9 protein-coding genes are annotated in these 7812 nt (G+C 56.3%); 3 read left to right on the top strand and 6 right to left on the bottom strand.

What is annotated here, in order from left to right:
• From CPT76_RS21570 to CPT76_RS21560, 3 genes are all read right to left on the bottom strand, one after another.
• Positions 1-272, bottom strand: a 272-nt coding sequence (locus CPT76_RS21570) for an HPr family phosphocarrier protein (RefSeq protein ID WP_146116396.1), incomplete at its 3' end; no start/stop codon positions are given.
• A complete protein-coding gene (locus CPT76_RS21565; RefSeq protein ID WP_105444424.1) occupies positions 256-1014 on the bottom strand; it encodes a PRD domain-containing protein in 759 nt (252 codons plus the stop codon). The genes CPT76_RS21570 and CPT76_RS21565, both read right to left, overlap by 17 nt.
• A gap of 118 nt (positions 1015-1132) precedes the next feature.
• Entirely contained in the window at positions 1133-2035 is a 903-nt protein-coding gene (locus CPT76_RS21560; RefSeq protein WP_105444423.1) for a LysR family transcriptional regulator, read from the bottom strand.
• A gap of 123 nt (positions 2036-2158) precedes the next feature.
• Here CPT76_RS21560 and CPT76_RS21555 point away from each other — a divergent pair, with 123 nt between their 5' ends.
• Together CPT76_RS21555 and CPT76_RS21550 are read left to right on the top strand one after the other, a co-directional pair.
• Positions 2159-3631 (top strand): carboxylesterase/lipase family protein, encoded by a 1473-nt coding sequence (locus tag CPT76_RS21555; RefSeq protein WP_105444422.1) that lies wholly within the window; start codon positions 2159-2161, stop codon positions 3629-3631.
• A complete protein-coding gene (locus CPT76_RS21550) occupies positions 3628-4395 on the top strand; it encodes a sulfite exporter TauE/SafE family protein (RefSeq protein WP_105444421.1) in 768 nt (255 codons plus the stop codon). The genes CPT76_RS21555 and CPT76_RS21550 overlap by 4 nt, the downstream gene beginning before the upstream one ends.
• A 189-nt stretch (positions 4396-4584) precedes the next feature.
• Here the strand turns inward: CPT76_RS21550 and CPT76_RS21545 are convergent, their stop codons facing one another.
• From CPT76_RS21545 to CPT76_RS21535, 3 genes are all read right to left on the bottom strand, one after another.
• Positions 4585-6117 (bottom strand): flotillin lipid rafts scaffold protein FloT, encoded by a 1533-nt coding sequence (locus tag CPT76_RS21545; RefSeq protein ID WP_181152989.1) that lies wholly within the window; start codon positions 6115-6117, stop codon positions 4585-4587.
• Positions 6117-6653, bottom strand: coding sequence for an NfeD family membrane protein (locus tag CPT76_RS21540; protein ID WP_105444420.1), 537 nt, complete (start codon positions 6651-6653; stop codon positions 6117-6119). The genes CPT76_RS21545 and CPT76_RS21540 overlap by 1 nt, the downstream gene beginning before the upstream one ends.
• 140 nt (positions 6654-6793) lie before the next feature.
• Positions 6794-7213: a MerR family transcriptional regulator gene (locus CPT76_RS21535; protein WP_181152988.1), complete on the bottom strand. Its 420-nt coding sequence runs from the start codon at positions 7211-7213 to the stop codon at positions 6794-6796.
• A gap of 172 nt (positions 7214-7385) precedes the next feature.
• Here CPT76_RS21535 and CPT76_RS40265 point away from each other — a divergent pair.
• Positions 7386-7812: SDR family NAD(P)-dependent oxidoreductase (locus CPT76_RS40265; protein WP_258168725.1), on the top strand; the 427-nt coding region annotated here is incomplete at its 3' end.

Raw genomic sequence — 7812 nt, 5'->3', positions numbered from 1 at the left:
TCATGAATCTCGCCCAGCCCCTCGCCAACCATAACCTGCTCAAGCGCTTCCAGTGCTGCGCGCTCATCGCCGCCTTCCGCGATCAGCGAAATGATGTCGCCCTGCTCCAGATCCAGAGACAGAACGCCCAAAATCGATTTTAAAGTGACCTTCTTCCCGCCGGATTCGGCAAAGCACTCCGTATCCTTGAATTTGGTAGCTGTATTGACAAGCGCTGTCGCCGGACGCGCATGGATTCCGTCTTCATCGATAATTTTAAACGTTTGCTGCATGAGGATCATCCTGCTTTCTGCTGAGATTTTGTAAATACCAAAAAGGCATGAGTATCCGCTCGGGATCCTGGTCTCTACCGCTAAGCGTTAGATTGCCCCAGTAATGGGGAAAACAACCAAGATCTACAGGTTTACTCATGCCTGATCGTATCAGTAACACGTACATCTCCGTCTCCACGATGTGGACCAGATCGCTGATCAGCTCGGAATGCTTGCGCACTTCGGAAATATGCTGGTTGGTCAGCGCGCCGTGGATATGCAGCGCGATGAATCCGGCTTCCTCTTCACCCAGATCCACGCCAAGCTTCTGATGAATCAGCCGGACGGCGAACTCCGCCATTCGGAACTCCTCGGGGTACATTTCTTTGGTCTCGTACAAAAAGGGATTATGGATATGAATGCCCTGCTGCATGCGCTTGATCGCAAATGCGATGTGATCCGTCAGGGCGATATGGACATGCTCGTTCAAGGCCCCTGAGCTTGTCTGGTCAGCATGCAGCAATATTTCGTTGACCGCTTCAATCAGTTTCTCGTCTACCTGGGGCAGCAGCTGCTTATACTGCTCCTGCTCCTCCGGCTTGGTCAAAATAAACATCTTCTCTACCTCAGCCAACGGAATGGCCTGACCGGTCTTCCGATTAAAGCCGATCCCTTTGCCGATGACCACCACCTCGCCGTGCTGGGGATGCTCGGCAATGATGACATTGTTATTTAACACCTTGCTCACTTGCAGACTGCTCACACTATGCACCTCGTTTGCTGACGCCTGATAAGTTTTATCATCTCTGACAGACAGAAAAAATATCAGAAATCGGCCGATTCGTCAAACCGAGCGGACATGAAACCGTGCATTCCCTGTTTTAATCGCCTCGGCCACAATCTTGATCATGCGGTGCAGCCAGCCTGGCAAAATAGTTCACGGCAAAATCGCGAAATGCCGCTGCGGTATGCGTCAAATACCGTTCCTGCGGCCAGGACAAGGCAATCGAGCGTTTGCACCAGCTTTCTTCGAGCCGCAGCAGAACGACGTCCGGCCCGGTTGAGCCGCCCCAAGTAATAGCCGGCAGAAACGCAACGCCTTGACCCGCCCGGATCAAACCGCGAACCATGGCCGGGTCGTCGCTCTCAAACCGGATACGCGGAGTAAAACCGGCTAGGCGGCAAAAAGCATCCGTCGTTTCGCGCAGCGATTTGCCCGGGGGCAGCGAGATGAAGCTCTCCTCCCTCAGCTCCTTCAAGCCGATTTGCGTACGGTCAGCGAGCGGATGGTCCGCGGGAACCGCAACGAAAATTTCCTCTTCCAGCAAAGATAGCGACGTTGTTCCCGGCGGCAGTTCGGCCCCGTCGGAAAGGCAAAGATCGAAGCTCGCCGCCCCTTCGAACGTCGAATGCTGCAGCAAATGGAACTCGGCGGCTGGGCATTCTTTGCGGAAATCGGCCAGCAGGTCCGGCAGTAAATGCGAGGAAACGCGGACGTCGAGCGAGACGGCGGGTGAAGCAGAGCCGCCAAGGTCCTGCAGTTGCAGCTTGCCGTCCTCAAGGGCCTGCAGGGCGATATCCACCTGGTGCAAAAATAACTTGCCGTGCTCGTTCAGCCGTATGCTTTTGGGCTCCCGCTCAAACAGCTTCGTCCCCAGCTCGGCTTCCAGCGAGGCGATCATTTTACTGAGCGCCGGCTGCGAAATATGCAGGCTGCGGGCCGCCTGGGTCATATGCTGCATCCGGGCGGCAACCTGAAAATATTTTAGCTGCAGCAGTTCCACTCCCTCTTTCGATCTCGAGAATAACCTATAAGTTATGATAAATATAATTCAATATATATTATAGTTCATGGAATAAACAAGTTATAATAGTTCACAAATCAATAGGAATAGGAGTCGAGCACCTTGATCGTACAAACCACATCAGGCAAAGTCTCAGGAGTACCTTTACAAGGGGCCTATGTATTTCGGGGCATTCCCTATGCAGCGCCGCCGACGGGCAAACGGAGATTCCAGCCTCCGGCGCCTCCGCAACCATGGCCCGGCATAAGAAAATGCGATCACTTCGGTCCGCTCGCCCCCCAGCAAACCGATCCTTCAGTAGGGGCTACACGTATACAGTCCGAAGATTGTTTGTATTTGAACGTGTGGACCCAGGGATGCGAAAAAGAATCGATGCCCGTATTGGTGTATATTCATGGCGGCGGATTCGTATCGGGCACCGGCGCGGACTGCGACGGTTTGCGGCATGCGGCAGAGGATGGCATCGTCTACGTATCGATCAATTACCGCCTTGGCGCGTTAGGCTTCCTCTACTTGGGCGAGGTGCTGGGCGAGGAATATGCAGCCTCGGGAAACAACGGTCTGCTCGATATTGCGGCCGCGCTGCAGTGGGTTCAGCGTAACATCTCAGCCTTTGGAGGCGATCCGGCCCGCGTGACTGTTATCGGGAATTCCGCCGGTGCCAAGTGCACCGCTTCGCTTTATGCGATGGAAGCGGCACGCGGGTTATTCCACCGGGCCGTAGCACAAAGCGGCGCCACCCAAGCGATCCGGGATCGGCGCACCGCCAACGTCACCACCCTCCGGATCCTCGAGGAGTTGGGCTTGTTCGGTGCAGATCCAGGCCCGCTGCTGGAGCTTCCGTTCGAGCAGCTCATCGCAGCGCAGTCCGCCGTCGGCTCGGATACGTCGCGCAGCCTGCACATGTTCGGCCCGGTGGCGGACGGCCGGGTCATTCCCTTGGACCCTTTGGCCGGCATTGCTGCTAGTTCCGGCCTGCCGCCGCTCCTGATCGGCACGAACGAAAACGAAGCGTCGATCTTTATCCGGGACGATTCCACGCTCCAGTCCCCAGGTATGGAACCGCTCGACAGATTTTTTGGAAGCCATGCTCCCGCCGTATGGGATGCCTATCAGCGTTATGCCGAGGCGATGTCCCCAGCCGACGCATGGTGTACAACGTTAACCGAGCATCTGTACACGATTGGGGCTTTGCAGTTCGCACAGGCCCTCGCTTTCTCAGGAACCCCGGTATGGATGTACCGGCTTCGCGCCGGCGGCCATCTCGGAGCGACGCACGGCTATGAAGGCAGCCTTATTCATTGGGATCCGGAAGCGCAGGCTCCGGCTGCCCTTGCAGCCGGCGACCCGTACGCAGTACCCGCCGAGCAATACCCACTCGCAAGAAGTATGCGGGAAGCCTGGGTCGCGTTCATACGAAGCGGGGATCCCAATATCGATGCGCTGCCTGCATGGCCGGTCTATGGGACAAAACCGGCCATCATGGTGCTGGACACTACCAGCCGCATTGCTGATGACCTGCCGGAACCGGCTGGAATCGGCGTTCCCCATCAGGTGTGGAGGGTGGACCGATGAAGCTGATCGATATCTCTGCCGTTATGATTCTGCTCGGTCTGCTTCTGGGCTTCGTGGGCGCGGGCGGCTCCGATTTTATCATTTCGATCTTGACCGTTGTGTTCGGATATCCGATTCATATCGCGCTGGGAACCGCGCTGGCGGCGATGTTCTTCTCGTCCCTTTCCGGTTCGGTCAGCCATTACCGCGAAGGAAATATGCTGCTGAAGTCGGGCGCGGTCGTCGGTTTGGCCGGAGCGGCGGGGGCGTGGGTCAGCTCCAGCTGGTCAACGCTCATTCCGGAGGATAAACTGGGCTGGATGACTTCCGGCATGCTGTTCACCTCGGGGCTCGCCCTGTGGCTGCGGATGGCCGTCGTTTCGCGTCGGCCGGGTGCGTCCGTTAGCCAGGCTCCGCCTGCCGCCAAGGGACTGCGGTATTGGTCTTTCGCGCTGCTGATCGGCGTCGTTACCGGCATGCTGTCCGGCCTGTTCGGCATCGGTTCCACGCCGTTCATTCAGCTGGGGCTCATGCTGCTGCTTGGCATGCCGATGCGCTATGCGGCAGGAACGACGATGATGGTCATCATTCCGATCGCGCTGGCTGGCGGAGCAGGCTATTTTACGATCGGGTACCTGGATTTCCGGCTGCTCATTGCGGTGGTGTGCGGAACGATGATCGGCTCTTACGTCGGGGCGAAGTTTACGAAGCGCGTTCCCGCCCGTTGGCTGAAAACATGCATGGTCATCACCCCGATGATGGGTGCGGCGATACTGCTGCTGTAATGTGAATCCTTGCTCATAGTTAATCCCTCAAACAAAAACGGCGGCTTCACTTTGGAAAATCACCCAAAGCGAGCCGCCGTTTAAGCTATCATTCTGTTACTGGTTGATTGAGGATCGGGATACCCGTCGTCTGCTTCGCATGCCGATCATTCGGCTTGCGAAGCGCCGGTTATCCCGCGTAGAGTTCTATTATTCCTTCGTTGCCCCCGCTTCCAGGGTAACCAAATCCTGCTGCGCGGCCGCAGGCGCCGCGGATGCAGCCGGAGGCGTTTTCCGTCCGGTCAAGCCTTGGATGAGGCTCTCCACGTCGATGCCGGATACGTTCTTGAGCATTTCCGGAGCCGTTGACATCAACTCCGTAACGTAATTGCTCACGCGTGCCGCGCCCTCACCCTTGCCGGTGTCCACCACCGTCAGCTTGTCGATGGAAGCGATCGGCTCGGCGATTTTGCCCGCCAGGTCCGGCAGCATTTTCACGATAATATCGAGGATGGCCGCTTCGCCGAACTTCTGGAAGGCTTCAGCCAGCTTCTCTTTCGCATCGGCTTCCGCAAGACCCCGCAGGCGGATGACTTCCGCCTCGGCGGTACCTTTGGCACGTTCTGCGTCGGCAATGGCCTGGCCGTCCAGCCGCTTTTGCTCGGCCGATGCCTTCGCCTGGGTTTCGATGGAGTACTGCAGCGCCTCGGCCTCCAGCATCTTTCTCGCCTTGTCGGCTTCGGCCGCGACTTCGACTGCATACCGGTCGGCGTCCGCTTTTTTCTTCACTTCGGCATCATATTGCTTCTGCCGCACCAGAATTTCCTTCTCCTGCAGGTCGATCTCCCGCTCCTTGCGAACGAGCTCTACCTTCATCTGCTCTTCCACCATCGTCTGCTTGGCGCGGGCTTCCTGTATGTGGTACGCCTGGTCGGCTTCCGCCTTGGCAGTGTCCTGTTCCTTCTTAAAGGAAGCTACCTTCAATTCCTTCGCCTTCGTCGCTTCGGCGATATTCGTATCGCGCAGCAGCTCGGCCTTCTGCCCCTGCTCCTCGGCGTTCGCCTTCTGGATCCGCGCATCGCGCATCGCTTCCGCCTCGGCGATCTCCGCGTCCCGTTTCACCGCTGCAATCCGCGGCTTGCCGAGCGCATCGAGGTACCCCTGCTTGTCGCGTACGTCCTTGATCGTAAAGGAGACGATCTGCAGGCCCATTTTCTTCAAGTCCCTGGCCGCTACACCTTGAACCTCCTGGGCAAACTTGTCGCGGTTCCGGTACACCTCTTCCACAGTCATCGAACCGAGAATGGCCCGCAGATGCCCTTCCAGCACTTCCTGCGCCTCGCCCTTCAAGGCTTCAATCGGCTTGCCGATGAACTGCTCCGCCGCGGTCGCGACGTCCTCAATCGAGCTGCCTACTTTGATGATGGCCACGCCGTCAGCGATGACGGGCACGCCCTGCTCCGTGTATACCTCCGGCGTAGACACATCCAACTTGTGGGAGAGCAGCGATATGAATTCCGACTGCTGGAAGACGGGCAGGATAAAAGCCCCTCCGCCCCGAACGATTTTGATTTTCCGTCCGGATTCATCCTCCGATATGTTTTTGCTTCCCAGAAACGATCCCGTCACGATCATGGCTTCATCCGGTCCCACCGTTTTGTAACGGGCCCAGAAAGCCAAGCCAAGCACAACGATTACCCCTATAACGATCAGCGGTATTACCAGGTATTCAGGCACTGTCATCAAACCACATCTCCTTTTCTCTCTTCAAGTCCGGTCACGCGCAGGACGCCGTCCAGCACATCCACGACGACGACGCGGGTTCCAGCTGGCAGCGGAAGCCGCTCCAGACTGGAGGCGATGTGCAGCGTGTTGCCTGCCCCCAGCCTCACCATCACCTCACCGAACCCTTCCGGCGGAATGGGAATCGTCACTTCACCGATGCGGCCTTCGAGCTCGCGGATGGAATATCCCGTGGAATTCTCGCTGTTCTCCATCGGCCTGACATACGCCACATAGACGATACCCGCCATAGCAACGGCACCGATTCCAGCAAAGAGTGCGCTTAAGCCTTGGTGCAAATTGGTGTAACGCAGCAGCAGAATACCTGCGCCTCCGAATACAGTCACCGCCGTCGCAATCACCATCGGCTTCAGCACGTCAACGGACAAAAAATCGAGAAGCCCATCCAGCGCATGGCTCAAAATATCGCCAAGCACTACGCTGACCACCGCAAAAATAACCCCGCCTGCCAGACAGCTCCAATAAAGCGTTTCCATCCTCCGTTCCCCCCTGCGCGTATTCCTGACTGTCTATATAAGGGTATACGTTAGAAGTGCCTAAATTGTTTCAATATTTTCCTTTTTCGTTAGAATTCCGGGAATTTTCCGCCAAAATCCTTCTTTTCCTTCCGGCTGGCTCACGGTTTCAAGCTCAGGAAGCCGAATCGTTTCGGCTGGTCGGCCAAACCGCACTCCGCTTCAGGCGCTGTTCCAATCACCTGAGAATCAATGAAATCCAGGATCTGCTGAAGAGAGTCCATCTGTTCCCTGATTTTCGCCCGGTGCTCCAAAATCAAACCGTGCAGCTCCGGATGCTCGCTGATGTCATCGCCGACCGACAGTTTCAAAAACGGCTTCATCTCCTCCAGCGGCATACCTGTCTTCTTCAGGCAGGTGACCAGCTGCATCGTCTCCAAATCCTTTGGCCGGTACACCCGGTGGCGGTTTGGTTTACGCTCTGCGTGCGGCAGAATCCCGATCCGTTCGTAATAGCGAATCGTTTCTTCGGGGATGCCGGTATGCTCCGCGGCTTCTTTGATCGTATATGCATCAGTCATGGCTTTCTTCCCTCTCGTTTCTGATATGTTCATACCATCATACAACTTGGAGCTGACTCCAGGTCAAGTTCGGTAAGTTTTTCAAAAATGGGGATTGACTTGTAGCCGACTACAAGTTGTAGAGTGGCTTTACCGCAAATACAAAAACCTATCCATTTGCTAGGAGGCACATATGAAAACCAACTCAATTGCACTGATTACCGGGGCAAACAACGGCATCGGCCTGGAGCTGACCCGCAGACTGCTGGGTGAAGGCTGGACCGTTCTTGCCTTGGTCCGTTCCGCTTTCCCCAGCGACGACGCCTTGATTCAGAAAGCTCTCGCCAACCGGCAGCTTCGACAATATAAAGCCGATCTCGCCGATTTCTCCGCCTTACAACGGGCGCTGGACGAGATCAAGAGCAAGGAGGACAAAATCGACATGCTGTTTAACAACGCCGGGGGCAGCTTCCCTGATCTTGTGTATTCCAAGCAGGGACGGGAGATGCACTTCGAGCTGCAAACCGTAGTTCCCTATATCATCTTCATGGAGCTGAAAGATTTGGTAAAGCAAGGTTCCTTCAAAACGATCATCAACACGTCGTCCTCAGCGATGAAAA

The organism is Paenibacillus sp. AR247 (assembly GCF_002968895.1).
Classification (GTDB): Bacteria; Bacillota; Bacilli; order Paenibacillales; family Paenibacillaceae; genus Paenibacillus_AQ; species Paenibacillus_AQ favisporus.
The sequence above is the reverse complement of the archived record's forward strand: the minus strand, read 5'-3'. Positions and strand labels throughout refer to the sequence as shown.